General features: G+C 44.9%; 21 protein-coding genes. 8 read left to right on the top strand and 13 right to left on the bottom strand.

The window, feature by feature from the left end:
• Positions 1-263 precede the first annotated feature (263 nt).
• From A9237_RS11820 to A9237_RS11800, 5 genes are all read left to right on the top strand, one after another.
• Positions 264-899, top strand: a complete 636-nt coding sequence (locus A9237_RS11820; RefSeq protein ID WP_038894250.1) for a response regulator transcription factor — start codon at positions 264-266, stop codon at positions 897-899.
• A 206-nt stretch (positions 900-1,105) separates the two neighbouring features.
• Positions 1,106-1,669, top strand: coding sequence for a hypothetical protein (locus A9237_RS11815; RefSeq protein WP_045403882.1), 564 nt, complete (start codon positions 1,106-1,108; stop codon positions 1,667-1,669).
• Between the two features lie 80 nt (positions 1,670-1,749).
• Positions 1,750-2,424, top strand: a complete 675-nt coding sequence (locus A9237_RS11810) for a fimbrial biogenesis chaperone (RefSeq protein WP_078608231.1) — start codon at positions 1,750-1,752, stop codon at positions 2,422-2,424.
• Positions 2,425-2,436: 12 nt separating this feature from the next.
• Positions 2,437-4,836 (top strand): fimbria/pilus outer membrane usher protein, encoded by a 2,400-nt coding sequence (locus A9237_RS11805; RefSeq protein ID WP_078608230.1) that lies wholly within the window; start codon positions 2,437-2,439, stop codon positions 4,834-4,836.
• A 3-nt stretch (positions 4,837-4,839) separates the two neighbouring features.
• On the top strand, positions 4,840-5,688 hold the full coding sequence (locus A9237_RS11800; protein ID WP_078608229.1) for a hypothetical protein: 849 nt from the start codon (positions 4,840-4,842) through the stop codon (positions 5,686-5,688).
• Between the two features lie 64 nt (positions 5,689-5,752).
• Here the strand turns inward: A9237_RS11800 and A9237_RS11795 are convergent, their stop codons facing one another.
• Positions 5,753-5,962, bottom strand: coding sequence for a DUF1127 domain-containing protein (locus A9237_RS11795; RefSeq protein WP_078608228.1), 210 nt, complete (start codon positions 5,960-5,962; stop codon positions 5,753-5,755).
• A gap of 99 nt (positions 5,963-6,061) precedes the next feature.
• Between A9237_RS11795 and A9237_RS11790 the strand changes: the two genes are divergently transcribed.
• Positions 6,062-6,991 (top strand): LysR substrate-binding domain-containing protein, encoded by a 930-nt coding sequence (locus tag A9237_RS11790; RefSeq protein WP_078608227.1) that lies wholly within the window; start codon positions 6,062-6,064, stop codon positions 6,989-6,991.
• 105 nt (positions 6,992-7,096) lie between these two features.
• Here the strand turns inward: A9237_RS11790 and fusA are convergent, their stop codons facing one another.
• Both fusA and radA read right to left on the bottom strand, forming a co-directional pair.
• Complete coding sequence (fusA, locus tag A9237_RS11785; RefSeq protein ID WP_039840239.1) at positions 7,097-9,187, bottom strand: elongation factor G; 2,091 nt, start codon at positions 9,185-9,187, stop codon at positions 7,097-7,099.
• A 217-nt stretch (positions 9,188-9,404) separates the two neighbouring features.
• A complete protein-coding gene (radA, locus tag A9237_RS11780) occupies positions 9,405-10,784 on the bottom strand; it encodes a DNA repair protein RadA (protein WP_078608226.1) in 1,380 nt (459 codons plus the stop codon).
• A 135-nt stretch (positions 10,785-10,919) separates the two neighbouring features.
• On the opposite strand from radA, the gene A9237_RS11775 reads away from it, so the two are divergent.
• Positions 10,920-13,268, top strand: coding sequence for a PilZ domain-containing protein (locus A9237_RS11775; RefSeq protein WP_078608225.1), 2,349 nt, complete (start codon positions 10,920-10,922; stop codon positions 13,266-13,268).
• A gap of 55 nt (positions 13,269-13,323) precedes the next feature.
• Here A9237_RS11775 and serB read toward each other — a convergent pair whose 3' ends face one another.
• Positions 13,324-14,304: a phosphoserine phosphatase gene (gene serB / locus A9237_RS11770; RefSeq protein ID WP_045414517.1), complete on the bottom strand. Its 981-nt coding sequence runs from the start codon at positions 14,302-14,304 to the stop codon at positions 13,324-13,326.
• Positions 14,305-14,395: 91 nt separating this feature from the next.
• Here serB and A9237_RS11765 point away from each other — a divergent pair, with 91 nt between their 5' ends.
• Positions 14,396-15,001, top strand: a complete 606-nt coding sequence (locus A9237_RS11765; RefSeq protein ID WP_027726522.1) for a YtjB family periplasmic protein — start codon at positions 14,396-14,398, stop codon at positions 14,999-15,001.
• 90 nt (positions 15,002-15,091) lie between these two features.
• On the opposite strand, the gene deoD is transcribed toward A9237_RS11765, so the two are convergent.
• The 9 genes from deoD to A9237_RS11725 form a co-directional block, all read right to left on the bottom strand.
• On the bottom strand, positions 15,092-15,811 hold the full coding sequence (gene deoD, locus A9237_RS11760) for a purine-nucleoside phosphorylase (RefSeq protein ID WP_005439515.1): 720 nt from the start codon (positions 15,809-15,811) through the stop codon (positions 15,092-15,094).
• A 147-nt stretch (positions 15,812-15,958) separates the two neighbouring features.
• Positions 15,959-17,179 (bottom strand): phosphopentomutase, encoded by a 1,221-nt coding sequence (locus tag A9237_RS11755; protein WP_009707516.1) that lies wholly within the window; start codon positions 17,177-17,179, stop codon positions 15,959-15,961.
• 68 nt (positions 17,180-17,247) lie between these two features.
• The gene (gene deoA / locus A9237_RS11750) at positions 17,248-18,576 is read right to left on the bottom strand and encodes a thymidine phosphorylase (RefSeq protein WP_078608224.1); all 1,329 of its coding nucleotides are present in this window, start codon (positions 18,574-18,576) and stop codon (positions 17,248-17,250) included.
• A gap of 98 nt (positions 18,577-18,674) precedes the next feature.
• Positions 18,675-19,451 carry a deoxyribose-phosphate aldolase gene (deoC, locus tag A9237_RS11745; RefSeq protein ID WP_005449122.1) on the bottom strand — a complete coding sequence of 259 codons (777 nt, stop codon included), beginning with the start codon at positions 19,449-19,451 and terminating at the stop codon, positions 18,675-18,677.
• A gap of 580 nt (positions 19,452-20,031) precedes the next feature.
• The gene (locus A9237_RS11740) at positions 20,032-21,315 is read right to left on the bottom strand and encodes a NupC/NupG family nucleoside CNT transporter (RefSeq protein WP_005431894.1); all 1,284 of its coding nucleotides are present in this window, start codon (positions 21,313-21,315) and stop codon (positions 20,032-20,034) included.
• Between the two features lie 204 nt (positions 21,316-21,519).
• On the bottom strand, positions 21,520-22,293 hold the full coding sequence (locus tag A9237_RS11735; RefSeq protein ID WP_078608223.1) for a TatD family hydrolase: 774 nt from the start codon (positions 22,291-22,293) through the stop codon (positions 21,520-21,522).
• Positions 22,280-22,447: a DUF5363 family protein gene (locus A9237_RS27340; RefSeq protein ID WP_020193895.1), complete on the bottom strand. Its 168-nt coding sequence runs from the start codon at positions 22,445-22,447 to the stop codon at positions 22,280-22,282. Before A9237_RS27340 ends, A9237_RS11735 begins: the two co-directional genes overlap by 14 nt.
• A 121-nt stretch (positions 22,448-22,568) precedes the next feature.
• On the bottom strand, positions 22,569-24,158 hold the full coding sequence (gene prfC, locus A9237_RS11730; protein WP_005439503.1) for a peptide chain release factor 3: 1,590 nt from the start codon (positions 24,156-24,158) through the stop codon (positions 22,569-22,571).
• A 118-nt stretch (positions 24,159-24,276) separates the two neighbouring features.
• On the bottom strand, positions 24,277-25,344 hold the full coding sequence (locus A9237_RS11725; protein WP_078608222.1) for a GGDEF domain-containing protein: 1,068 nt from the start codon (positions 25,342-25,344) through the stop codon (positions 24,277-24,279).
• Positions 25,345-25,512: the final 168 nt, after the last annotated feature.

Below are 25,512 nucleotides of genomic sequence, written 5' to 3'. Positions count from 1 at the left end.
TCATACCTTTTCATACTTATCTTTTTCAAGAATTTCTGCAAATTTCCCTAACCGATTGTCTTCTCGACATTTGTATTCTAGTCATATGGTACTAATCTTTTCTAATACAAGTGCACATGATTTATGAGCGCATTCATGCTCAACAAATTATGAATACAAATGAATCGTGCACTGCAGTCTATTCAATAAATACTTTATACATCAACGCGTTGAGAACTAGGTTAATAACAATTTTAAAATCTAGACCTAAGGGAATATTTGCCATGGAATTCAGTACTCAGCATTTTGTTGTCCACCTATTGAGTCGTGATAATTCATACTCAAGGGTGATTCGCGACTTGATCAAAGTTTCTTTTCCATATGTCAATTTCGTCAATAGCGATCGCTTCACCCAAATGGATGAAGACACCATCAACACCATTGTCTTATTCGATGTACAGACCATGCCTTGTCCAAAACGCTACGGTATCGCACCTAATGAAAGAGATGAGAAATGGATAGCAGTCAACGTTAGTTCACAAACATCACTAGAATGGCTTGAGAAAGGCTACTCTGGCCAAATCTGTCATGGGCTAGAACTCTTACCTAAAGCCGTCTCTGCAGTTGCTAATGGTGATGTTTGGTTCCCACGTCACATCTTAAATAAAGCCATTCATCACTATCAGCAGGGCACAGAAAACCCAGTCGTCGCAGCTGAAGAGCTTAGCTCTAAATTCTTACTCACTAAAAGAGAGAGTGAAGTGTGCAAACTCATGCTCCAAGGCCTCTCCAATACGCAGATAGCTCGGCACTCAAATGTGAGCGTGAATACCGTCAAGACGCATGCGTCCAACGTATTACATAAATTGGATGTACATTCTCGCTACGAGTTAATGGCAATGGCAAAAGAACAGTTCTAAGCTAACTATAAGAAATTAAAAAGGATTATTGATTAATTCAACATTAGTCAGGGTGAAATTAAATTGAGTTGAACCAAGTTCACCCCTTTTTCACCCTAACTAATAACATCATCTCACCTTTGTCGGTGAGGTTGAGAGACTCCTCCCCTCATAAGCTAGTAGAGCGATGCAACGATATGCATTCATTACTAACGAGGGATTGAGTTATGAAAAAATTAGTTTTAGCGGCGATTGTTTCGTCTGTGGCATTTGGAGCTTCAGCTGCGAAGTTTAACAACACTATTAACTTCAAAAAGCTAGAAGCAACCGATTCGAAAACTGTCGTACTGAAAGGACGAGTGCCAGAGCGCTGCTTACTACGTATCAATGATCGAGCGATGCCTAACAACATTTTGAAATATGCGAAAAACGCACATGGCCAAATTTCTAAAGCATCGAACAAACGTGTGGATATCGGTCACCTTAAAGCTTGGTGTAATTACGGTGAGAAACTGAAAATTACGTTCAAAGCACGAGGCTTGGAAGGTAAAGGAGTTCACAATGACGGCGAGATCATCAACTACAAAATTTTCTTAAACGGTTCAGAGGTAATGAAAACCACTGGTGTTAAAACCTCTGCGTACAAGAAAGTCAATAACAACGGTGTCCACTTACGCAACAAAGTGAAAAAAATGGATTTAGCGGTGAAACCACAAGGTTCTGGCTTTGCTAAAGCTGGTAAATATCGTGACGTGATCCGAGTTCACTTGAAAGCGAAAAGCCCAATGTAGAACATAATATTTAGTTGGACACAGACATTAATACGGAAGCTTGGCTCACAGATGAGCCAAGCTTTTTCAAGGAGAGAATTATGAAAAAGTTTGTTTGTGTACTATGTTCCCTTCTAGCAACTACTTTCAACGCATACAGCTATGAAGTGAGTCCAATGTATCTCGACCTTGAAGATACAGGCCGACAATCTAGTGGCAACTACACTATTGGTAACGTCGAGCAAAAAACTATTGCTGTAGAAGTCAGTGCTTTCAAAGTTGAATATAAAGATGGCGAAGAAGTTCTAACGCCAGCCGAGGATGAGTTCCTTATTCTCCCGCCCCAAGCGCAAATTCCCAGCGCTGCGATACAAAACTTCCGAGTTAAGTTCATTCCTAAAAGTCCCTTATCTACAACCGCTGTCTATCGGATTGTATTTAGTCAACTTGACCTTGACGCAGATAAAGAAAGTGATGGCTCCACTGTAAACATGCTAATAGATATTTCAACCATAGCGTTCGTTTCCCCAAGCAATGGTAAACCTGAACCAAAAGTCTCTCTGGCGGACAACAAAATTCAGGTCGAGAACAAAGGAAACAGAATCTTGGATATGTACGATCTTGCTTTTGATATAAAAACTGATAGCGGAAACAAAACATTTTTTTGGCGAGATCTCAATGAAGACTCAGGCTCTTGGTTAATGCCAGGCTCGAAGGCGCAATTCAAGGTGCCTACAAACGTAAACAAAGCGACTCAAATTTCACTTGCTCAATAGCGGAGAGAGCTTATGTGTCGTTTTCTTTATGCCTGGGTACTTGTTTTATCAAGTCCAACTACCCTAGCTCAGGAGTTCCCTTTTCCCTTTCCATTGTTTTGGTCAGAGCAAGAAATTGGGGAAATTACCACGCTATCAGATGGTACCTCGATCAGTGCAGTGAATACCATTGAACTTGCTGAATTAAGTAAAGAGTTTGCTTCAGAAGAAACGAGAGAAGCAATCTTAAATACTCGTAAACCTTACTTAACAATTGACGAGCTAAAAACACTTGGAATTGAGTTAGCATTTGATCAAACCCAGTTGATAGTCATTGTTGATGTAGCTGAATCAGCATCTAGACAACTCAACATTACTTTTGGAGAAGAATATGAGCCAGCTCAATACTCTGAGAGTGCGTTTTGGTTTTGGCAAAACAATTTCAATGCTTCAGCTACCTATGATTACAACGATGGCCAGGACATAGATAACCTCGGTACTTGGCTAGGAGAATGGATATCATATGGCAATATTGGTGGTTACCATGGTGCGAACTTTGAGTACTCGGTTTTTCTTTCGGGGAATGATTCAGAAAGTACAGAGCTGTATCGCGGAGAGGTAAGACTCTTCTTTGATCGACCAGAGAATCCTTGGCGGGTAACGCTAGGAGATGTTACACCACAAAGTCCAGGTCACTTGCCAAGTCTTCCCATTGGCGGTGTTGCATTCGAAAGGCTTTATCAAGACCTACAACCAACGCGTAACATCCAGAATGGGGGAACACAACCATTAGTATTGAATGAAAGTGCCAACATAGAAATATACATCAACGATATATTTTTGACTGAATTTCGTCTACCACCTGGCCGCTATAATTTAGACGACTTGCCCCTCTCTTCAGGTACCAACGATATTAGAATAGAAGTCGATTATCAGTCAGGGAAAAAAGACACCATTGTATATAGTCAATTCTTTAACTCTCGTTTACTACGTGCTGACATTTCAGATTTCGGCTTCTATGCGGGCCTGCTCTCAACGATTGAAAATAATAAGTTTGATTATGACTCTGATGACTATATAGCCTCTGGATTCTATGAATATGGGATAAATGACTACCTAACTGTCGGCTTAAATGGTATCGGACACCCAGATGGACAACAAATCGGCTTTATTACCACCCTAGGGACATCGCTTGGAAATCTGGGAATAAGAGCCTCTGCAGTTAACAACAAACCAAATGAACAGATAGGCACCATTACTAGCTTGGACTACTCCCATCAGATTTGGGGAGCTGACAACTACAGCACACCTAACCTTCGACTTGGATTCGAGTTTCAACAAGATTATTTTTCAATACCTTGGGAAGACAGCGAAAGTTCCACAGGTTATCGCTTCTTTGGAAACTATGTAATCAATATTTTTACCGACCTAGATTTATCTTTATCAGGCGAGTATGACGATTTTGAAGAGCAAGAAGTTACATGGCTAACAAGTGGTGAGTTCATATGGCGTTACTATGATTGGAACGTAAGCTTAGGTGTAGAGCAAGAAAATAATCCGAATGAAAATATAGACGAAACACGCTTCTTAGCTTCTGTCGAGTGGGATTGGAGTTCGAATGATGGCGTATACAGTGCAAACGTTAGCTACTCAAATGAACCAGACACATACAGGGGGCAACTCCAAAGAAACTCTGATGATTATGTAGGAAGTTATGGTTACGGTGTTACTGTCGAGGGAAACAATGAGTCCACAACAGGTAGACTAGAAGGTAACTATGTTGGGAACAGATTCCTTGTTGATACAGAGTATGACTACACACATTTTGACGACAGCAGTTCAAACCAAAGTATCGCGCTAAGAGCAAGTACTGGCTTGACCTTAGCAGATGGACACATAGCCCTATCACGTCCACTAACTGGGCCTGTAGCGATAGTTAATATACATGAATCGTTAGAATCAGATGTTGAAATAAACGCATTTGCGCAAGATCCACCAGAGGCTATTTCAACACCAAGAATCAGCAACGCTGTTGGGCTTTCAACGGGACATATTCAATCTAGCACCTTCGTCACCGCCCCAAACGCACCTCCGGGCTACAATATTGGAGATTATCAACGAACAATTGTTCCTGGCTCTGCAACAGGGCATCTAATACAAATAGGCTCAGCTGCTTCTAAGACGGTCATTGGTTCAATCATCTCTAGCGTATCTGGAAAACCAATAGAATTAGCTACAGGTACGTTAACTGGAAACGATGAGTATTATCAAATTTTTACAAACAAGTCTGGTAGGTTTGTTGTTGAAGGCATCGCACCTGGTAAGTATTTATTAAAAATTAATAGTTTAGGTGGCTCAGGAATATCAATTTCAATACCAGATGTGAAAGATAATTTGATATATCTTCCTTCTGTTACATACGAAGAGGGCTAAATTATGAGAACACGATATAGATACCTCATACTCTTGCTTTTTTTACCTGCATTGGCATTAGCTGACTGTGACGGTAAATGGTCTATCAATATCGATAAAAATAATATCCAGTTTAATCAGGATTTAAGTGCCAATATTCCTGTTTATATTCAGTTATCGAAAAACCTACAACAATGCAGCCCTAGGCTGACTTTTGTTAGCCTAGACAATAGAAAACAGGGCGTTTTAAAAAATCGCGCTGATACCTTAGAAGCTCAGCTATTAGACAAGAACTTCAGACAGCTTCGCTATGAGCCAAGGTTTGGGTTTGGCTTGCCTTTGGAAAATAGCCCTGTAACTCGAATGTGGATAAAAATCCCAAAAGCGAAGCTTGCAAACGCTGGTAATTATTCAGCTCAACTAGATGCCAAAATGATCTTAGAGAGTGGAACGAAGCGTCTAAGAAAAACCGTAAAACTGAACATCCCAGCGTTTGTGTCACTTACGGCATCAACAAACTCAAGCACACTGAGAGGAATGGGCTCAAACGCTTATGCTCTTGAGCTTGGTACGATCGAAAGCAATAAAAAATACTTAGCTGAGTTCGATTTAATCTCCAACTCAAACGTAAAAGTGCGAGTAAAGCAAAAATATGGAGCCCTCACGAACAAAGCATCAAAAGAGCTGAAAATTCCTTATACGTTTCGTATTAATAACACCCCAGCGAGCAACAATTCTACTTTCTCTTTTTCAAATAGAAGTGGAGTAAAAAACTGGGGGATACCGTTTGAGGTCACTATTGGTAATGCGGACTTTGCCCGAGCCGGTAAATACCAAGATACGATAACGGTTGAAGTAAAAGCCATGCCTTAAAGGTGACACCATTGAATACAAAGCCAGCGTTAGATTATTCGCTGGCTTTTTCTTTAGCTAAAGTTCAACCCCGCCAAAACGGTTTCTGAATTTCCTTTTGGACTTCAGTTTCGTTGTAACCGATATCATCCAAAAGGTGGCGAGGTAATTCAGACAAATGACGTCGTGTACGGTAGTTCTTTCTCCATACGGCTAACTTGGAAAAGATATACTGAACTAAACTCTTGCGTGGCTTCGAAGCTAGCTGGCCACAGGTTTGCGTTGCATTGTTCATATATCCTCCTCGATTCATTCACATTGACCACTTAATAATCAGTGAGTACCCTGCTATTCTCAAACGATAGAATCTGACACTGAGTTAAGGAAAACTAACGTGAAAGAACGTATGCCTCCGTTACAAGGGCTGTACTACTTCTACATCGCGGCAAAGGAAGGCAGTTTTAAAGCCGCTGCCAAATACCTATTTGTCACACCAGCCGCGATTAGTCAGCAGATACGTCAGTTGGAAGAGTTTCTCGGTACCGACTTATTTGTCCGCCAACACCGAAAGATACTCCTTACCGCAGAGGGCGATTTACTGTTTGCCCAAGCTGGGCGAGGATTCAACCATCTTCAGCAAGGTGTACGGCTGATTAATCAAGATCCCAACCCGAATCACCTCTCCATCTCTACGCTTCCCTCTTTTGCACACCATTGGTTGGTACCAAGAATCACCGCTTTTCGGCAACGTCATCCGGATATCTCTTTACTGATGGAACCAACCAACGAGTTGGTGTCATTTCAAGACAGTCAGATAGACCTTTGCGTTCGCTATGGGCATGGCGATTATCCGAACCTTGAATCACAGTGGTTGATGGATGAAGTTTTCTACCCTGCTTGCCATCCCATTTACCAAAAAGAACACGGCATCTACGGTGTTGAAGATTTAGATAAAGCAGAATTAATCGAAGACCTCTGGCCAGATTTAGACTGGAACTTGTGGCTCAATACACTAGGTCATAAAGCGGCGAAGCCAACCCTCAAATACAGTGGTTCACACCTAGTCTTAGAAGGCGCTTTGTCGTTGCAAGGCGTAGCTTTGGTCAAGCACAGTTTGGCTTATCGATATATCCAAGAAGGAAAACTGGTAAGAATTGGGGACATAGGCATACAACCGAAATATGCGTATTACCTTTGTGCCCCGACCGGCTACTTAAAGCGCCAAAAAGCACAGCTGTTTAGCCAGTGGATAAAAGAAGAGATTGCTGATTTCGAACGCAACACTGTCCGAGATTTTGAAACGATTCAGTTAAAAGAAGTATAAAGTCAGTAATAGATGTAGCAAGGCCCCATAGATGGGGTTACCGACAGAAAGTAAAAAGCCCCGCACTAGGCGGGGCTTTGATGTCTTACAGAGTTAACTTAAGAATTACTTCTTAGCGTTACGCTCTTTAACGTCAGCAATTACTTGCTCAGCAACGTTGTTTGGACATGGCGAGTAGTGTGAGAACTCCATAGAGAACTGACCACGGCCAGAAGTCATAGTACGTAGAGTACCGATGTAACCGAACATTTCTGATAGAGGTACATCACCCTTGATACGTACGCCAGTAGTACCAGCTTGTTGGTCTTTGATCATACCACGACGACGGTTAAGGTCACCGATTACGTCACCAACGTGATCTTCTGGAGTGAACACGTCAACTTTCATGATTGGCTCAAGAAGTTGCGCGCCAGCTTTAGGCATAGACTGACGGAATGCGCCTTTAGCAGCGATTTCGTAAGCGATAGCTGAAGAGTCAACTGCGTGGAAACCACCGTCGAATAGTTCAACTTCTACGTCTAGAGTTGGGAAGCCAGCTAGAACACCAGTTTCCATCATAGATGCGAAACCTTTCTCAACTGCAGGCCAGAATTCTTTAGGTACGTTACCACCAACAACTGTTGATTTGAACGTGAAGCCTGAACCAGTTTCACCTGGTTTGATACGGTAGTCGATCTTACCGAACTGACCAGAACCACCAGACTGCTTCTTGTGCGTGTAGCTGTCTTCGATTGCTTGAGTGATTGTTTCACGGTAAGCAACTTGAGGAGCACCTACTTCTAGCTCAACGCCGTAAGTACGTTTTAGGATATCTACTTTGATATCTAGGTGAAGTTCACCCATACCACGTAGGATAGTTTCGCCAGACTCTTCATCAGTCTCTACTTGGAATGATGGATCTTCTGCAACCATCTTACCGATCGCGATACCCATCTTCTCAGAACCGCCTTTATCTTTAGGCTTAACTGCGATAGAGATTACTGGATCTGGGAAGATCATTGGTTCTAGAGTACATTCGTGCTTAGGATCACATAGAGTGTGACCAGTTTGAACGTTCTTCATACCAACTACAGCGATGATGTCACCAGCTTGTGCTGAATCAATTTCGTTACGCTCGTCTGCGTGCATCTCAACCATACGGCCGATACGCTCAGTTTTACCAGTTGCAGAGTTAAGGATTGTGTCACCCTTCTTCATGCGGCCTGAGTAAACGCGGATAAACGTTAGAGCACCGAAACGGTCGTCCATGATCTTGAACGCAAGCGCTTTTAGTGGCTCGTCTGCAGATACTTTTGCAACTTCGCCAGTTGGTTCGCCAGTCTCTGGGTTAGTTAGAGGCTGAGGATCAACTTCTGTTGGTGATGGTAGGTAATCTACTACCGCGTCAAGAATAAGTTGGATACCTTTGTTCTTGTACGCTGAACCACAGTAAGTTGGGAAGAATGCTAGGTCACGTGTACCTTTACGGATACAACGTTTGATGTCTTCTAGAGATGGCTCTTCGCCTTCTTCTAGGTAAGCCATCATTAGATCTTCGTCTTGCTCTAGAGCTGTTTCGATTAGCATTTCACGGTATTCAGCCGCTTTCTCAACTAGATCAGCAGGGATGTCTTGAACTTCGTAGTTCTCTGGCTGGCCAGACTCGTCCCATACGTAAGCTTGTTGGCTTAGTACGTCAACAACACCTACGAAATCTTCTTCGATACCGATAGGTAGAGTCATTACTAGTGGAGTAGCACCTAGAACGTTTTGTACTTGGTCAACAACTTTGTAGAAGTCAGCGCCCATACGGTCTAGTTTGTTAACGAAGATCAGACGAGATACGTGTGATTCGTCAGCGTAACGCCAGTTAGTTTCTGACTGAGGCTCAACACCACCAGAACCACAGAATACACCGATACCACCGTCAAGTACTTTTAGAGAACGGTAAACTTCGATAGTGAAGTCAACGTGTCCAGGAGTATCGATGATGTTTAGACGGTGATCGTTCCAGAAACAAGTTGTTGCTGCAGACTGGATTGTGATACCACGCTCAGCTTCCTGCTCCATGAAGTCAGTAGTAGTTGAACCGTCGTGAGTGTCACCGATCTTATGGATCTTACCAGTTAGCTTTAGGATACGCTCTGTAGAGGTAGTTTTACCCGCGTCTACGTGAGCAAAAATACCAATGTTTCTGTATTTTGATAAATCAGTCATTGTCTTACTCTGTTAATAAGGTATAAAGTGCGCGCAGAGTATATCACATTCTGTCAATACTGATACCCTTGCGTGCGGATGGAAGAAAAAAAATTTTAACGTAAATTTTCCGTCCTCAAATAATAGTCAAACTTAGCAATTTGTGTGCTCTATTCGATAATAATGAGGACAGATTCAACATTATTGTTACCCCTTAAATTGGGGCACAAAATGGCGTTTACAACTCATCAAATGCTTCAATCGCTTCTGATAATTTTTTCACGCCGTGGATTTGCATACCAGGAATGCCACCTTTAGGCATATTTGCCGCAGGGACGATTGCTTTCTTAAAGCCATGCTTGAATGCTTCATTTAAGCGTTCTTGTCCACTTGGCACAGGGCGAATCTCACCCGCCAAGCCAACCTCACCAAATACGACCACATCTTTCGGTAATGGGCGATCGCGGAAGCTCGACAAAAGCGCCATAACTAACGCAAGGTCAGCACTGGTTTCTGTCACTTTTACGCCACCGACGACATTCACAAATACGTCTTGATCAGCCATTTGAAGGCCACCGTGCTTATGCAGGACAGCGAGTAATAAAGAGAGGCGGTTTTGTTCCAAGCCAACGGCAACACGACGAGGGTTGGCCAGTTGCGAATAATCCACCAGCGCTTGAATCTCTACTAATAGAGGGCGCGTGCCTTCCCATACCACCATAACAGAGGAACCCGAAGTTTCTTCTTCACCGCGGGAAAGGAAGATAGCCGATGGGTTATTGACCTCTTTCAGTCCCTGCCCCGTCATGGCAAATACACCTAACTCATTCACTGCACCGAAACGGTTTTTGTGACTGCGAAGTGTACGGAAGCGACTATCGGTGCCACCATCGAGCAGCACAGAACAGTCAATAATATGCTCAAGCACTTTCGGACCTGCAAGGGTACCATCTTTTGTTACGTGACCAACAATAAAGACGGCAACATTGTTTTGCTTTGCGTAGCGCGTCAAAGCGGTCGCTGATTCACGCACCTGCGCCACACTTCCCGGCGAAGACTGAACATCTGAGACGTGCATTACCTGAATCGAGTCGATAACCATAATTCGAGGCTGCTCTTTCTCTGCGATTTGGCAGACTTTATCGACATTGGTCTCCGACAACATCTTTAGATGCTCTTTTGGTAAACCAAGACGAGAAGCACGCATCGCTACCTGCTGAAGGGATTCTTCACCTGTTACATAAAGCGTTGGCATTTGTGCTGAGAGTAAACACATGGTTTGCAATAGCAAGGTCGATTTACCTGCACCAGGGTTGCCACCGATCAGAATGGCAGCACCAGGCACCACGCCCCCACCAAGCACACGGTCTAACTCTTTAAAGCCACTGGTGAATCGCGGTACTTCTTGCAGATCAATCTCAGACAGAGTTTGAACTTTTGATTCCGTAGCAGATCCTGCATAACCAGATAAGCGCTCGTTGCGCGCGACAGTTGGCGATGCCGCTATGCGAACTTCGGTAATCGTATTCCATGCACCACACGCATTACACTGCCCCTGCCAACGTGGGAAATCCGCGCCACAATCATTACAAACATACGCTCGTTTTGCTTTCGCCATGATGCCTCGATTTTTTTAACAAATGTGACCAAACACAGCCATGTCTGACCTTATCGGACATGAACTATTGATATACTTAAGTTTTGCTTTGCTTAGCCGATATAATTCGAATAACGACATACTTTAACAGAAATAATGCAGCAATCTGAAATTCTCTCGCTCGCAGAACGACTCATCCCTGTTTATGGCACTGATGACTTTGACTTTGTCCTTGGTCAATTGACCGAGGGTGAACCGCCGTCAGCCAAAATCCTAGTTAAGATGGAACTCAACCGTGTCATGGCACCTTGTAAAAAGAGCATTGATTTACGAGGTCGAGTGAAAGGTGAATGTCGTGAATACCTATTAGATGGCATCCCGCATTGGTTGGATGACGTTGCTTTTAATGCTTACCACAAGAACCTGAAGAAGTTTGGCGCTTATACCGAAGGTATGTGGGAAGCCTTGGTCAACACGCGCAATAACTTCCGCGTGATGAGTAAAAACAATGGTAAAAGTGAAGAACAATCACTGACCGATCCGAAAAGCCCATTTCTGGCAGAACCTGTCCACCTTGGTTATGACCTAAAACGCCAAGAAAAACGCTTAAAGGTACAATCTCAAGTCGAAATCATCCGCCCTAAAGGGCAAGTGATTCACGGTTTGAGTATCGATCTTTCCAGTTCAGGCGCAAAATTCAAGGTTCCAAGTGCTTTCAAATACAGCTTGGGCGAAGTCATCCAAGTCACTTTTACTGAGTTTGCCAGTAAGTCTCAGGTTGCGGGCGTAGAAAAACCGATCACTTATCGCGTCTTGGCCGTGGATGATTGCTATGAAAATGATGCCGTTCGTTACCTAAGAACCATTCGTTTAACGGAAACGAATGTCGTTGCACGTGTGATTGACGAAGCGCTCAACAGCGCAGCAAAACGCGCTCGCCATGACAATCAAGATAAAATCATCCGTGCCCGCACGCGTGGTTATGAGCACATTGCGCTTAAGCACACCAGTAACCTGCCGCTGTTTTTCGAAGGCAGTGAACTCAAACTGGCAATGCTAACGCCAAACAACCAAAAGCTTTGGCAATACTGGCATGATGAACGCAACCAACAAGTGTTTGGTTCGCTATTCAATCCAAAGAGAATGGCTTCCCTGATTGCTCCCGGCGTGAAAGGCGCAACCAACGTGTTGTATTCCTTCACTCATGAACATGAAAGCAAAACCTACTTCTATTCAATGCTGCGCCCAGAGGCAACCAGAGAACAGCGTCAATTGTTCTGGCACCTAGGAGCAAAACGAGCAAGTTGGCGTGCTTTCCGTATCTCGATTTTCGAGCTGTCTCAACAGGAGAAAGAAGACCTTGCCGCGTTTTCTTCTGAGTTGGCCGAAAGCTCGCAAAAGCTGACGCACGTTGGCATCTTGCAAGAGATTGCCGATGAGAAGTCAGGCCAAGATTACTTGCTGACCGAAAAACCTCGTGTTCCTGCAAACACCTTGAATGAGTTTAGGCAACCGAGAAAAATCCTTGGTAATCCAAAAGGGATTTACTTCGATGCTCAATCTCGCCGTAAAGAACCTCGTTATCGATTCAAAACTCCATTGGTGCTTGATACTGGCAACGCTAAAGCTGCTGGCTTTACCGCGGATATTTCTAAGCGAGGTTTAGGCCTCAGATTGGATGAGCCTACCGCGCTGCGCTCAGGGCAAGAGGTTCGAATTAACTATAGAGAGTTACAGCTTTACGATAAGAAGTTGCCACTTTCAGATGTGCCTTACCGTGTCATTCGCGTTAGCCCTGATGGTCGAAGTGTCCAACTGGTGATTGATGAACAAAGCAAGACCATGAAAGTGATCGCTTTCTTCAACAGCATTATTGAGCACAACCAAGACAAGCTGATCCCGCAGAAAGAGATGCTGCCAAGCAATGCGCTACTAGAAAGACTGCACAGTGTGTTGTTATCACGAACGCTGAGCACGCCAATCTTCATCAGTAAAAGTGCCGCATCTTCAGTGAAGACCCCTGTAATTGGGGTGAACTTACCGTTAGCAAAACATATCGAGTTGTATGCTCGTCTTGGTCATAATCAGCAGTATTCGTTAGAGCCCCTTTTTAAAGGACGCTCAAACACATTAATCGCCGACCCAATAAAGCGTATTGATGGTGCACAGGCTCGACACCAAGACATTTATATCAGCGTAAGTAAAGTCGGCAATAAGATAACCGCTATTGACTCGAAAATGCAGCAAGACTTCACCAGCGTCAAAGAGCGTATTCAGTTCATTAAGAAAGCGCGCATGATGGGCGAGTTTTACGCCACACGCATTTCAACGGCGCCGATCTTCGATCCGATGACTTCCTTGCTACGCCAAGACTTGAGCGACTTAACCCAATTTGGTGTTCATCAGGCGAGTAAGTTAGAAAAAGAGCTGACCGCCCTAGTTGGTTACAGTGAATTTGAAGACATTACCGAAGAAGTGATTGTTCGCTTAGAGCTAACGGAATAACAAAACACCGCCGAGATGGCGGTGTTTTTCTATGTTAATGTGGAAGAAGCTCTAGCTAAGGTTTCGCTTTCCAGCTGATTTTCTGCTGCTTAACCAAAGCGCCAGAAAGGATACACAACACACCACCTAGACCTGCAAATCGAACCGCGGTTTGCGCTTGCTCTTCAACTTTAGGTTTAGCGTGATAAGCCACACCTAGCCCTGCCGCCGCCATCATCACCAAATCGTTCGCACCATCACCCACGGCAACGGTATTGTGTTGTTCGATTTCGTATTCTTCCGCAAGCTCAACCAAGATATCCGCTTTTGTCTGAGCTGATACAACCTCACCCAGTACTTCACCGGTCAGCTTGCCATCCACGATTTCCAGTTGGTTAGACTGCGCAAAGTCCAAGCCCACTTTGTCTTTGATGAAATCAGAGAAGTAAGTAAAACCACCCGAGGCAATGGCGGTCTTCCAGCCAAGCGCTTTAAACGTTGCAATCAGCGCTTCGAAATCTGGCATAAATGGCAGTTGGCCACGTACCTGTTCAAGAATGGCTTCATCGGCACCTTTCAGTTTACCCACACGTTGACGTAAGCTTTGTTCGAAATCCAACTCTCCTTGCATGGCGCGCTCAGTGACTTCTGCAACTTCTTCGCCGACACCTGCCAATTTAGCGATTTCGTCAATACACTCGATTTGAATCGCGGTTGAGTCCATATCGAACACGACCAAACCCGGCGCAGAAAGATCTGGCACTTCCTGCAGAGAGGCATAATCCAGATTTAAGCCTTTCAGAATGGTTTCATGCTCTGGTGTCAGGTTGCCCGCCATTAGAGCCACTTCATATTGACCAACTTTCCAAGTGTCTAAAATCGGGTTGTAGAAGCCAGTAAAGAAGTCGATGTCTTCGAAGTTGCGGGGTTCAAGATGTTCACCAAACACAATCCAATTCGCCTTGGCTTTATCGAGCTGTGTCGCGAAGCGAGTTTCGGGTAGTCGTTTTAAAAGAGTCGTATGCCTTCTGATAGGCAAGCTTTTTGGCGCGTCCATGTATATAATCCCTTGTGACTTTGCTAAAACGTTACCTTAACAAGCTAAAAAGGCAAGTCTTTGTTTTGATTTGAATGGACGAGTAAAGAGCATGAGTGAATCCTTGTTCTCAGTAAGGAATGCCCTACGAATTCTGGCTCTGATCCTGTTATGTGTGATGCTTTTTGTCACCATCAAAAACAGTGTCGTGATCAGTAAGGGTAATGAGAAAATACAAGCACAACAGCTTGAAACCCTGACCAAAGTTTTGATCTCGCAGGCGTCCTTATCAGCCGGCGAGATGATCATCAATAAAGACCAAGAACGTCTACTCAAGCTCACTAACCAGCTTGCTCAAGACCGCTTGGTATTTGATGCAACCATTTATGATGCACAAGGTGTGCGTTTGGCATCGAGTGAAGAAGCATTGTCAGTGCGTGAGGTGTTGGGATTAGATACCCCACTCGCGACCGCATCGATTGGACGCCAGCAGCTCGTTGAGCCAGTGTTGTCGGATGGCGCAGTGATTGGCTTTGTGCGAGTGACCTTTGAAACTGGTCGAGTCACCGCTATTTCTGATCACCATTACCGCAAGAGTGATCGCTACATGTACATGATGGTACTAATGAGCTTCGCGTGTGGCATGTTGTTCATCATGATTTTACGCAGACAACCGATCCGTCGTAAGAAAGGCGAAAACTTGTTGCTAACCAAGTAACTCGAAAAGCAAATTCCGAAAACAAAACAGCCCGCGACTGCGGGCTGTTTTTTTATGCTGATAAGCAAAAGAATAGAAGACTGTTCGTCCTTACTCTTCGTCACCTAGCAATACTGAATCTAGTGCGATTAGCATCATGTCGTTGAACGTCGTTTGACGCTCTTCAGATGTCGTTTGCTCGCCAGTTTTGATGTGGTCAGAAACAGTACAGATAGTCAGAGCTTTCGCGCCGTACTCTGCTGCAACGCCGTAGATACCAGCAGCTTCCATTTCAACACCCACAATACCGTACTTGTCCATTACGTCGAACATTTCTGGATCTGGCGTGTAGAACAACTCAGCAGAGAATAGGTTACCTACTTTCACGTCTACGCCGCGAGCTTTTGCTGCTTCTTCTGCTGCACGAACCATTTTGTAGTCAGCGATAGCGGCAAAGTCATGACCTTTGAAGCGAATGCGGTTCACTTTAGAGTCTGTACATGCGCCCATACCGATAACAACATCACGTACTTTGATGTCCTCGTTCACAGCACCACAGCTACCTACACGGATCACTTTCTTCACGCCGAAGTCTTTGATCAGTTCAGTCACGTAGATTGAACAAGATGGGATACCCATACCGTGGCCCATTACTGAAATCTTACGACCTTTGTAAGTGCCTGTGTAACCAAACATATTACGAACGTCACACACTTGAACTACATCTTCAAGGAAAGTCTCTGCGATGTACTTTGCACGTAGCGGGTCACCCGGCATTAGAACGACGTCTGCGAAAGCACCCATTTCTGCGTTGATATGTGGAGTTGCCATGTTTCTTTTCCTTAACCTGTCTCTAGCGATCCGCACTGCTATCGGCGGCTTAAGCTAGAATATTCTCATTTCCGACAAGCAACATTTTCATGCTGCGAACATAAAACTAGGAGCAATCAAGCTCCTAGTTTTCAAAAACCTATCTAATTATAGGAAGTTCTTACCGTAATCCATTGGAGAAGTACCGAAGTAAGTCGCCAATGTTTGACCGATATCTGCAAAGCTATCACGACGGCCTAGTGAACCTGCTGGTACTTTCTTACCGTAAACAATCACTGGGATGTGCTCACGAGTGTGGTCTGTACCTGGCCATGTTGGGTCACAGCCGTGGTCTGCCGTTAGGATCAGCACATCGTCTTCTTCCATAATATCCAGCACTTCGTTGATGCGACCATCGAAGTACTCAAGCGCAGCAGCGTAACCCGCTACATCACGGCGGTGACCGTAAGCTGAGTCGAAGTCTACGAAGTTAGTGAATACGATGGTGTTGTCGCCCGCTTCTTTGATTTGCTCTAGCGTTGCTTCGAACAATGCAGGGATACCTGTCGCTTTCACTTTCTTAGTGATACCGCAGTTTGCATAGATATCAGCAATCTTACCGATAGAAACCACGTTGCCTTGCTTCTCTTCAACAAGTTTCTGTAGAACCGTTGCTGATGGTGGCTCAACAGAAAGGTCACGACGGTTACCAGTACGCTCAAATTGACCTTTACCAGCACCAACGAATGGACGCGCGATAACACGACCAATGTTGTAATCTTCTAGCTCTTCACGTGCGATTTGGCAAAGCTCTAGTAGACGGTCTAGACCGAAAGTCTCTTCGTGACATGCGATTTGGAATACAGAGTCAGCAGACGTGTAGAAGATTGGTTTACCAGTCTTCATGTGCTCTTCACCAAGATCGTCAAGAACTTGAGTACCAGATGCGTGGCAGTTACCTAGGAAACCGTCAAGACCTGCACGCTCAAGGATGCGGTCAGTCAGTTCTTTCGGGAAGCTGTTTGCTTTGTCAGTGAAGTAACCCCAATCAAACAGAACAGGCACACCTGCAATTTCCCAGTGACCAGACGGTGTGTCTTTACCTGAAGAAAGCTCTGCAGCGTGACCGTATGCACCGATGATTTCAGCGTCTGCGTCTAGTCCAGGTGCGAAGCGACCTGTTGACTCTTTATGTGCCATTGCCAGACCAAGCTTAGATAGGTTTGGAAGACGAAGTGCGCCTTTACGCTGATCGTTATCCGCTAAGCCTTGCTCACACTGGTCAGCGATATGACCTAGTGTGTCTGAACCTACATCACCAAATTGCTCTGCATCTGCAGCTGCGCCGATGCCGAATGAGTCTAGTACTAAAATAAATGCTCTTTTCATTGCTCGTTCCTTAGGCCCACTCGGCTTCTTATTATGGTTGAGTAGGCCTTGTGTAATTACTTATTCGATTAAAGATCTTCTGCACGGATTTGACGGTAAACCTCTGGAGTTGGTGTGTACTCACCACCTACAGTGATTGCACTGCGAAGTGCTTTTGCTGCTTCTTCCCACTGCTCTTCAGTGCGAGCGTGGATGACCGCAAGAGGTTTGTCGCTATCTGCTACTTCACCAAGACGGATGAAGTTATCGAAACCAACCGCGTAGTCGATTTCATCTGTCGCAACGCGACGACCGCCGCCCATTGAAACCACAGCCATACCGATAGCGCGAGTATCCATCGCAGATACAACGCCCGTTTCTGTTGCGTATACTGGTTTGATGATTTCCGCTTTCTCTAGGTAATTATCGTAGTTTTCTACGAAGTCCGCAGGACCACCTAGACCAGCGACCATCTTACCGAAGCACTCAGCCGCTTTGCCGTTATCTAGCGCTTCCATTAGTTTCGCACGCGCGTCTTCTGTGTTCTCAGCCAGTTTGCCAAGTACTAACATTTCAGCACATGAAGCCATGGTTACTTCAAGTAGACGAGGGTTACGGTATTCACCTGTTAGGAAACGAACCGCTTCGCGTACTTCGACTGCGTTGCCCGCAGAAGATGCCAATACTTGGTTCATATCCGTTAGGATAGCGGTTGTCTTAGTGCCAGCACCGTTTGCTACCGCAACGATTGATTTTGCTAGCTCTTCAGACGCTTCGTAAGTTGGCATGAATGCACCAGAACCTACTTTTACGTCCATTACTAGAGATTCAAGACCTGCAGCAAGCTTCTTCGATAAAATCGACGCCGTGATCAGTGAAATGTTATCTACTGTCGCTGTGATATCGCGAGTCGCGTAAACGCGTTTATCCGCTGGCGCTAGGTCACCAGTTTGACCGATGATTGCTACACCTGCATCTTTGGTTACTTGACCAAATACGTCGTTTGTCGGCGTGATGTTGTAGCCCGGAATAGACTCAAGCTTATCCAGCGTACCGCCCGTGTGGCCAAGACCACGACCAGAGATCATAGGTACGAAACCACCACATGCTGCCACCATTGGGCCAAGCATTAGAGAAGTCACGTCACCCACACCACCAGTAGAGTGTTTATCGACAATTGGACCACCAAAGTTCATGTGGCTCCAATCGATAACCATACCTGAATCACGCATTGCACAGGTTAGTGCGATACGTTCTGGCATCGTCATTTCATTGAAGAAGATTGTCATAGCAAAAGCGGCGATCTGACCTTCAGATACACTGTTGTTTGCTACGCCTTGAATAAAGAAGTTGATTTCGTCGGCTGTTAGAACTTCGCTGTCACGTTTTTTACGGATAATTTCTTGTGGTAAATACATTAGTGCCTCCCAAGCTCATTTTGAGCCATGGTATAAGTAGGATAGAAGAGGTTTGGTAGCACCAAAGCTGGTGCTACCGTTCAGACGTATTGTTGGAATTAGTACGCTGTTGGATCAGCGACTTCGTCCGATACTTCTAATGTATTTAGTAGGTTTGTTAGCAGGCTAGACGCACCGAAGCGGTAGTGACGAGCATCAACCCAGTTGTCACCTAGGATTTCGTCAGCCATTGCTAGGTATGCCGCTGCATCTTCAGCAGTACGCACACCACCTGCTGGTTTGAAACCAACAGTTTCTGCAACACCCATGTCACGAATAACTTCAAGCATCATGCGAGCGTATTCTGGTGTTGCGTTTACTGGCACTTTACCAGTTGAAGTTTTAATGAAGTCAGCACCTGCTTCGATACAGATTTGAGATGCTTTCTTGATTAGTGCTTCTTCTTTAAGTTCACCTGTTTCGATGATCACTTTAAGAAGAATGTCACCACAAGCTTCTTTACATTGCTTAACTAGTTCGAAGCCAACTTTCTCATCACCCGCCATTAGAGCGCGGTATGGGAAAACTACGTCTACTTCGTCTGCACCGTAAGCAACCGCCGCTTTTGTTTCAGCAACTGCGATTTCGATATCGTCGTTACCGTGTGGGAAGTTCGTTACCGTTGCGATACGAACTTCTGGCGTACCTTGCTCACGAAGTGTCTTCTTAGCAATAGGAATAAAGCGAGGGTAAATACAGATTGCAGCTGTGTTGCCTACTGCTGATTTCGCGTCATGACATAGTGAGATCACTTTTGCATCAGTGTCATCATCATTTAGCGTAGTAAGGTCCATAAGTTTCAGTGCACGTAGCGCTGCTGCTTTTAAATCGCTCATTTCTATCTCCGATCAATATTCAAAAAATTCACTACTCAGCTTCACATCGCTTCTCTAACTATAATCAACAAGTAGAGACAGCGTGAGATTTTAGCTAAGCAGTCTATTAATGAACGGACTTGGTTCCCTGAAGACTCGGCATATACTGCGAAAAATCATATACCAATTGCTATCCTTGTCACCGCACAGTACCAGTTTGGCCTATGGCACAACAATCTATGATTGCGGTGTCTTTAATATCACATCAAACAATAAAACGCTTGTGAGATTTGATATTGCAGGGCAATTCATTTGCCCATCGAGTACGTAGTATTCACTCTGTGATTAAGTGGTCATCATAACCACGAATTCGTGATTACTACATTATAGAGTTTCACCGCAAAACTGTAGCACCAAATAGAGCGCAAACGGTTTGTATCTCAAAATTTCCCAGCCCCTATTCCACCGACTGCGTAAGCTACTCACGTAGACCTACGTGCGGTTAATTTTTTAGGCCCGAAAAACGAAAAATGCCCCGCAGCAATCTCTTGCTACAGGGCATGATTTAAAACGGCGTCTATATATTAAGAACCGATTCTAATTAAAGTGCTGCAAGGCTAAGGCAGAAGCCTGCAATAGTCGCTGCCATTAGGTTAGACAACGTACCAGCAAGAACTGCTTTAATACCCATGCGAGCGATATCTGAACGACGGTTTGGTGCAAGGCTACCTAGACCACCAAGTAGAATCGCGATAGAAGAAAGGTTCGCGAAGCCACATAGTGCGAATGAGATGATAGCTGTTGTCTTCTCAGACATTACTTCACCAGTTGCCGCAACTACTTGAGCGCCTTCACCTAGGTAAGGTGTGAAGTTCAAGTATGCAACGAATTCGTTGATTACTAGTTTCTGACCGATGAATGAACCAGCAACAACTGCTTCGTCCCATGGAACACCGATTAGGAATGCTAGTGGAGAGAACGCGTAACCTAGGATAAGTTCTAGTGTTAGTTCAGGCATACCGAACCAACCACCGATGCCACCTAGCATACCGTTGATAAGAGCAATAAGACCTACGAACGCGATTAGCATTGCACCAACGTTTAGTGCTAGTTGTAGACCAGAAGCCGCACCGCCCGCTGCTGCGTCGATTACGTTAGCTGGCTTGTCGTCGCCACCGTCCATTGCTTCTTCGATGTCTTCGTGAGGCTGGTCAGTCTCTGGGTGAAGAATCTTAGCGAATAGTAGACCACCTGGTGCTGCCATGAATGATGCAGCTACTAGGTACTCTAGAGGAACACCCATTGAAGCGTAACCTGCTAGTACACCACCAGCTACAGATGCTAGACCACCACACATTACCGCGAATAGCTCAGATTGAGTCATTTTTGGTACGAATGGACGAACAACTAGAGGTGCTTCAGTTTGACCTACGAAAATGTTAGCTGCTGCAGACATTGATTCCGCACGAGAAGTGCCAAGCGCTTTTTGTAGTGCACCACCAAGAATCTTGATAACCCACTGCATTACGCCAATGTAGTAAAGAACTGAAATCAGTGCAGAGAAGAAGATCAGTGTAGGAAGAACGCGGAATGCGAAGATGAAGCCGCCGCCGCCGAATACTTCGAACATCTTGTCAGAAACAAGACCACCGAATAGGAAAGATGAACCATCGTTACCGTAGTTGATAACGTTAGAAACACCAGTAGAGAAACCGTTTAGTAGATCACGGCCCCAAGGTACGTAAAGAACAAATGCACCAAGGATGAATTGGATAGCAAATGCGCCACCCACAGTTCTAAAGTTGATAGCTTTGCGGTTAGATGAGAATGCAAATGCAATAGCAAGAAGCACTACCATACCGACTAGGCTCATAAACAGGCTCATAGTTTATGACTTCCTTATAAGTTATTTATTGGCGTGTTACAAAATGGAGCTATAAAGCGGGGGCAATTATACTCATGCAGAATCAATTAAAGTAATGCCACCCTCACACTTTCTTATAAGATTCATCATTGATTCACTCCCGTTTGTGAGTTATCTCACAATAAGAAGGGAAACGTTTTCGCTTTTAAACACCATCTTTAGATTTTATTCACATATAAAGAAGGCCGAATTGCTATTTTCCCATAGCTGAGAGGCAATCGATTGCTTACTTTCTGTGCGCAACACAGCCAGCTCATTCAATACATGAATCAGTTTTGAAGGGTGATTAGGCTCGCCCTGATAGCCAATTATAGGCATATCCGGAGCGTCCGTTTCTAAAACGATATTCTCAAGTGATATTCTTTGAATCGCGTCGCGAGTTTTATTAGCTCGTGGGTAAGTAATTGTGCCCCCGACTCCGATAAGAAAACCTAATCGAATCCATTCCATTGCTTGCTGATAACTGCCAGAGAACGCGTGCAATACGCCACCTTTAGGAAGCTTGGCAGCTTTGACCAGTTGGATGAGACGATTATGTGCTTTTCGGCTGTGTAAAATAACGGGCAGATCGAACCGTCTTGCCAGTTCGAATTGCAATTCAAGTGCCTGCTCTTGAAGCTCGACAGGCACATCTATTGCGAAGTCCAAACCGCACTCCCCTATCGCAACGCATTGTCGGTTGGACGAGGAAAGTAACGATTCCAGTTCTAGGGCAAACTGCTCAAGCTCCGGTTGTAGAAAATAGGGGTGAAAGCCTAGCGCGTAATAAAGGTGAGAGTATTGATTGGCCAGCGCTTGAATACGAGCCCAATTACTCGGCCCGACAGAAGGAATCAAGATACGCTCGACTCCTTGCTCACGAGCGAGGTCAACTTGGAGAGCAAAATCCTCTTGAAACACATCAAAGTCGAAATGGCAGTGGGTATCAAACAGCTTCATTGTTTGGTTTCTCTTGCTCTGCTTTTTTAGCAGGCTCGTCTTCATGAACAGGGTCTTGTTTATACGGCACACAACTGCGCTTTTGATCAGGCGTCAGCCCCATCTCTTTACACCAATCGTCGTAACGCTTGAGTCCTTTCTTAAACCAGTTCATCACACACCCTTTTTAGCCAATAGAATTCGCATTGCGCCAATAAAAAAAACCGCCGTTAGCTAAGTGTATAGCTAACGGCGGCTTGTGATCTAGTACGCGATGTAAAGCGAGTTAGATTCAATTAGTGCTCACGAGTCGCACGGAAATCGATATCTGGGAAACGCTCTTGCGCTAGGTTTAGGTTAACCATAGTTGGCGCGATGTACGTTAGGTTATCACCACCATCCAGTGCTAGGTTAGTTTGGTTCTTACGTTGGAACTCATCCAGTTTCTTCGCATCGCCACACTCAACCCAACGCGCAGTTGCTACGTTAACGCCTTCGTAAATCGCTTCAACGTTGTATTCTGACTTCAAGCGAGCCACAACCACGTCAAACTGAAGCACACCAACCGCACCAACGATCAGGTCGTTGTTTTGCAGTGGACGGAATACCTGTACCGCACCTTCTTCAGAAAGCTGAACCAGACCTTTCAGTAGCTGCTTCTGTTTCAAGGGATCTTTTAGGCGGATACGACGGAACAGTTCTGGCGCAAAGTTTGGAATACCCGAGAACTTCAGCGCTTCACCTTGAGTGAACGTATCACCAATTTGGATAGTACCGTGGTTGTGTAGACCAATGATGTCACCCGCGTAAGCGTGTTCTGCACGAGAACGGTCACCCGCCATAAAGGTAACCGCATCTGAGATACTTACTTGCTTGCCAAGACGAACGTGGTTCATCTTCATGCCTTGTGTGTAAGTACCCGATACGATACGCATGAATGCGATACGGTCACGGTGTTTTGGATCCATGTTTGCTTGGATCTTAAATACGAAGCCAGAGAATTTGTCTTCTGTCGCTTCAACATCACGCTCAACCGCTTGACGAGTTTTCGGCGCTGGCGCCCACTCAGTCAGACCGTCTAGCATGTGGTCAACACCAAAGTTACCCAATGCAGTACCGAAGTAAACTGGCGTTAGTTCACCAGTAAGGAAAGCGTCATGATCAAATTCAGGGCAAGCACCCATCACAAGTTCAAGCTCTTCACGAACGCTGGCTGCTAGGCTCTCACCTACTTTCTCATCAAGCTCTGGGTTGTCTAGACCTTTGATGATGCGAACTTCTTGGATCTCGTGACCGTGGCCAGATTCGTACAGAATCGTTTCGTCACGGTGAATATGGTAAACGCCTTTAAACTCTTTACCACAGCCGATTGGCCACGTAATTGGCGCACACATCATGCCAAGTTCGTTTTCTACTTCGTCCAATACTTCCATTGGATCACGAACGTCACGGTCAAGTTTGTTCATGAAGGTTACGATTGGCGTGTCACGCAGACGCGTTACTTCCATCAGCTTACGAGTACGATCCTCGACACCTTTCGCCGCATCGATAACCATCAGACAAGAGTCAACTGCCGTTAGAGTACGGTAAGTATCTTCCGAGAAGTCTTCGTGTCCAGGAGTATCAAGTAGGTTTACCAGACAATTGTTGTAAGGGAACTGCATTACAGAAGTAGTAACCGAGATACCACGTTCCTTTTCCATTTCCATCCAGTCTGATTTTGCGTGCTGTGCGTTACCACGACCTTTAACCGTACCTGCTTTTTGGATCGCGTTTCCGAATAACAGTACTTTTTCAGTAATGGTGGTTTTACCCGCATCCGGGTGAGAAATAATAGCGAACGTTCTGCGCTTAGAAACTTCGCCTAGAAAAGGTGTATTTGACATGAAACTGGTCTTCTTTGATGTCTGATGGCTTGCTCAAAATTCAAACAAGCTTTATTCGATTCAATATTGCGCGGTATTCTCGCTTATTATTGCTTTAGGGGCAACTTTCCTAGCATGTTTAAAGGAAGTGACCTTGCTGAACTTCATCTTGCCAATCCAACACTTCCGGCTCAACAGTCGTCGTTGACGCCACCACAACTTGGTCGCGCCCGTTTTGCTTTGCATCGTACAAAGCAATATCCGCACGTTTCAACCACAGATCGGGCGTATCGCCTTCCAATAAACACTCCGCCACACCTACGCTTAGCGAGACATGTGCATGACGCGCAAAGTGCTTCGAACGAACCTTGTCGCTGATGCTGCTCATCATAAAGTGCGCCGTTTGTTCAGAAAGCCCTTCAAACAGGAGTAGAAATTCATCCCCGCCTAAGCGAAACACTAAATCGTACTCGCGCGAATAGTCATTAAGAATGGTTACGGTTTGGTTGATCACCTCGTCGCCAACATCATGCCCGTACAAATCATTGACCTGCTTAAAGTGATCGATGTCGATCACGGCGATCGTCGACGCTTTCCCTAGTCGTTTGTCATCCAATGCTCGATGTAAAAACGCTTCTAGTTGCCCACGATTCAGCGCTCCGGTCATGGAGTCCCGTGTGGACAGGAACGTCAATTTATCTTGCAGCTCTAGGATTTTATGTACGGCGACATGCGCGACGATCGCGCAGCAAATCACAGCAAGAACAAAACGCAAAGTCACGTTCCATTCAAGTTGGTGCCAAGCAGAAATCGTACAACCAACAATGATCCAACCATTAGTGACCAAGGCATCTTTAGTCGGAATAATAAATACCAGCGCCACAATCACAGGGAACACCCAATACGTCGCAATGATGCCAAAGATGTGCACACTCAGAACCACCGACAACCAGAGCAAAAACAATGGAATGCGATAGCCTATCTTGCTTTCTCCCAGAATAAAGAGCGCCGCCAGTTCAATAATGAAGCTGAGTTGGAAGGTAAGCAGAACAACACCAAGGAAAGTCTCCCCGATGATTAGATTCTTGATACCAAGCGGCACAAACGTTGCCAAGGTGACCAACATTAAAACTTTAAGAACGGTTCCCCTGCTTTGCTCATCGAACAATTGAGCGACAGGAGTGTCGAATTTTTGCGGATGCGGCATCGTAAATCCTTCCTCCTGTTCAGATCTTGTTTCATATAATTTATAAACTTATAACTTGTATGGTAATAAAGCGAACAAAAATAAGCTCAACAAATATGTCAAAAGAATGAATTCGGAAGAGAGAAAGCCATGTTTTCAGATGGGAGAAAGTAAAAGCCCCGGAAAGTC

It is taken from the genome of Vibrio owensii, from assembly GCF_002021755.1.
GTDB lineage: Bacteria > Pseudomonadota > Gammaproteobacteria > Enterobacterales > Vibrionaceae > Vibrio > Vibrio owensii.
Note: the sequence above shows the minus strand (reverse complement) of the source record. Positions and strands in the feature narration are given on the sequence as shown.